The sequence below is a fragment of the Carnobacterium sp. genome, assembly GCF_032094055.1.
Lineage (GTDB): Bacteria > Bacillota > Bacilli > Lactobacillales > Carnobacteriaceae > Carnobacterium_A.
Map to the genome: position 1 here is coordinate 17,789 of NZ_DAMDAK010000021.1, position 3,707 is coordinate 21,495.

Here is a 3,707-nt window from a genome sequence, read left to right on the forward strand (position 1 = left end):
GTTTATCAAAACTAGGCATTCAATTGGAACACATTCCTTTACTGGGTACTGTTACAGCTGGAGAACCTATCTTAGCAGTAGAAGAAGCAACTGATTATTTTCCGCTTCCTCCTAACTTAAAACAAGAAAGCGAAGCTCTTTTTATGCTGACTATTCGCGGTGAAAGTATGATCAACGCCGGGATATTCGACGGTGACGAAGTGATTGTCCGCAAACAATCAAGTGCAAATAACGGTGACATTATTATTGCTTTAACCAATGAAGATGAAGCGACTTGCAAAAGATTTTATCGAGAAAGTAATTACTATCGCTTACAACCAGAAAATGATACAATGGATGCTATTATTTTAGATGAAGTAACCGTTCTAGGAAAAGTTGTCGGCCTTTATCGAAGCCATATTTTTTAATCATAAACAGTGTAGAGTGACTAACGTAGCTAAGCTACTATAGGCATGACAAAGTGGATATCGCGTCTGCCTTTTGGAACACGTTAATAAAAATTGTTAAGTAATGGAAAAGAGGTTGGCCCTTTAGGGTCAACCTCTTTTCCATTTATTTGTTAAAGAAAAAAATCAATATTCCATTAAAGCTAAAATATCGTAGTCTTTAATTTTATCGCGGCCTTTTAACTCACTTAATTCAACTAGGAAAGCTGTCCCTACAACTTCTCCGCCTAATTGTTCGATTAATTTGATGGTTGCTGCAATGGTACCACCTGTGGCTAAAAGATCATCACAAACTAAAACTTTTTGGCCAGGTTTAATGGCATCTTTATGAATTTGCAGGATATCATTGCCGTATTCTAGACCATAGTTAACTTCAACTGTTTCACGCGGAAGTTTTCCTTTCTTTCTTGCAGGAGCAAAGCCGATGCCTAATTCATAAGCTACAGGACAACCAACGATAAAACCGCGAGCTTCCGGTCCAACAATCATGTCTACCCCTTTATTTTTTGCATACTGAACAATTTCATTTGTTGCATAACGATAAGCTTCCCCATCTGCCATCAAGGGTGAAATGTCACGAAAAATAATACCTTCTTCTGGGAAATCCGGTACGTCTGCAATATATTCTTTTAAATCCATTGAATCTTTTCCTCCATTCAATTTTACAGTTCTTTTTTCAGCTGAGCCTTTAGCCAGCTTTCCAGTTCTGTAAAGTGACTGTAAATAAGTGCTTCTTCAGCTTCTATTTTTCTCAGTCGTTTTTGATATTTATCTGTTTTTGTTAATTCTCTTTTTTCGGTATTTTGAACTATGTTCATAACACCGTCTTTTATTGTAACAAATCCTACTTCAAAAAACACTGAAATCATGAAAATTAACAAGTTTTCTTTTATTTTTAAAAAGTCGGCTAATACATTTAATTGTTGTCGTACATTGATATTCACGTGTGTCGTTATAAATTTATATACTTTAGTGAATTGATCACGAGTCGGCATTCCCTCTAAATAAGCATTCTCTTGACTATAAAAACAAACAGTGATTTTTTCTGGATGACAGTTCTGTAGTAAACGGCTTAACCAAGCTAAATCTGGAGGACAATCTACTAAAATAAGATGCGCTGTCTGCATCTTAAATCCTTCAGTTGCAGAAAAATCGGTAATTAACTGGGCAGAGCTAGCTTCAGCTATTTTTTCTACATTTGCTTCGTAATTTTTTTTGTCAAAAAAAACATAATCAGCCGAAGCTAGTTTCCAAATAGTTGGAGAGATTTGGGTACTTCTTAAATCGAAGACTTGCGTCCCTTCGATAGCTAAGTCTTCGATCATTAACTGAGGTTTACGTAAACCATTCCATTCGTTGATGCTTAACTTTCCTACCAAAGTCAGTTCTGCATCTATTCCTATTTCCTCAGCAACTGATCCAAACTGAAAACCAATTACATCTAAGGAAGTTTCATCATTGACTAACTTTAATTTTAAATGAGCTTGGTCGCTGCCAATTCTTCTAACATCCTGAGCTTTAGCTTTTTCTAAAATAAAAGTCGGCTTTAAATTATCTGTTCCAAATGGCGCAAGTTGTTGAATCTCTTCAATAGCTTCAAGAGTAATATCGGTTAGCTTTAACTGCTCATCAATAACTATTTCCTCAGCTAATTGATCTTCCAAGCCGCTTTGCACTAAAAAGGCATTAAGTTCGGTTTGAATCGTCGGAATATTTTCGATAGGCACAGTTAATCCAGCTGCCATATGGTGACCGCCGAATGTCGTAGTCAAATGTGCGACATCTTCCAAAGCATGGTAAAGATGGTAAGCAGCGACACTACGGCCTGAACCCTTTGCTGACCCTTTTTCTTTATCTATATTAAGAACAATAGCAGGTTTGCCAGTTTTCCCTACAACTTTACTCGCAACGATACCTAAAACACCTTCATGCCATCCTTCTTTCGCTAAAACATATACATGAGGATCGCTATTGTTTTTTTCAATCATATTAAAAGCCTCTGCTGTAATGGAAGCAACAATAGTTTGCCGTTCAATATTTTTTTCATTAATCTGTTTAGCTAATTTAACAGCTTCCTCTTCATCAAATGTTGTCAGTAGTTCTACTGCAGGAGTAGCATCACCTAAACGTCCTATCGCATTTAAACGGGGAGCCAATATAAACCCAATTGTTTCTTCATCTATTTCTGATTGTTTCACGCCAGCAACCTTACAAAGAGCCGCTATTCCAATTCTTTGAGAATCTTTCAAAACAGCTAATCCTTGTAGAACCAATGCTCGGTTTTCTCCTGTTAGCGATACTAAATCTGCTATGGTCCCTATAGCTACCAAATCTAGTAACTCAAAAGGCATTTCGCCTAATAACGCAGTAGCTAACTTAAAAGCTACTCCGACTCCTGCTAATTCACCAAAGGGGTAATTTCCATCTGGGTGACGTGGATGAATTATAGCATAAGCAGCTGGCAATTCTGCTGGTACTTCGTGATGATCGGTTACAATAACGTCAACTCCTAATTCATTTGCTCGAGCAATAGCTTCATGACCTGAAATACCATTGTCACAAGTGAGAATTAGTGCTGTGCCTGATGAAATTAAGCTTTCAAACGCTTGGACATTTGGACCATAACCATCATTAAACCGATTGGGAATGTAAAAATTTACTTCTCCTCCAATCATTTCTATGGTTTCTTTTAGTACAGCGGTACTGGTAACACCATCCGAATCGTAATCGCCATACACAGTGATTCGTTCGCCATTTTCAATAGCTTCCATAATCCGTGAAACAGCTTTATCCATATCCTTCAGCATAAAAGGATCGTGAATCCATGTTTCATCAGGTTGTAAAAATTGTTGAATTTCTTCTGCGGTTTCCAGCCCTCTTTGCAGACATAGAGAAAGAAACAACGATGTATAAGTAGATTCTGGATCTAGTTCTTGTCTTTTTACTTCGCTTAACGGCAATTCTTCTTTTACTTTCCATTTTGTATGTGTTTTTAACAAACGGCTTCACTCCTAACTTTTACATTATAACAAATAAACACTAAAAAAGGTTGATTCATAAATTAAAGGTTGGAATAAAGTGGTCACCTCACTTTATTCCAACCTTAGTTAGCTACTGTTTAAGTATTTATTGTTTGAGTAGATCTAAAAGGACTTTCTCCTTATTAAGGCTCTAAGATGCTTATACCAATTCCAATCAAGCCAGGACCAGTATGGACACCCAATGCCGGGCTCACTTCCCCTTCAAATGTGTGTTCAAAAT

3 protein-coding genes and 1 pseudogene are annotated in these 3,707 nt (G+C 37.0%); 1 reads left to right on the forward strand and 3 read right to left on the reverse strand.

Features of this window, described 5'->3' with window-relative positions:
• A partial coding sequence (gene lexA / locus RT405_RS05060; RefSeq protein WP_313468110.1) for a transcriptional repressor LexA occupies positions 1–407 on the forward strand: 407 nt, incomplete at its 5' end.
• Between the two features lie 165 nt (positions 408–572).
• Here the strand turns inward: lexA and RT405_RS05065 are convergent.
• From RT405_RS05065 to RT405_RS05075, 3 genes and pseudogenes are all read right to left on the reverse strand, one after another.
• Positions 573–1,085, reverse strand: a complete 513-nt coding sequence (locus tag RT405_RS05065; protein ID WP_313468111.1) for an adenine phosphoribosyltransferase — start codon at positions 1,083–1,085, stop codon at positions 573–575.
• A 23-nt stretch (positions 1,086–1,108) separates the two neighbouring features.
• Positions 1,109–3,445 carry a single-stranded-DNA-specific exonuclease RecJ gene (recJ, locus tag RT405_RS05070; RefSeq protein WP_313468113.1) on the reverse strand — a complete coding sequence of 779 codons (2,337 nt, stop codon included), beginning with the start codon at positions 3,443–3,445 and terminating at the stop codon, positions 1,109–1,111.
• Positions 3,446–3,609: 164 nt separating this feature from the next.
• Positions 3,610–3,707, reverse strand: a pseudogene (locus RT405_RS05075) (DegV family protein); the annotation flags it as partial.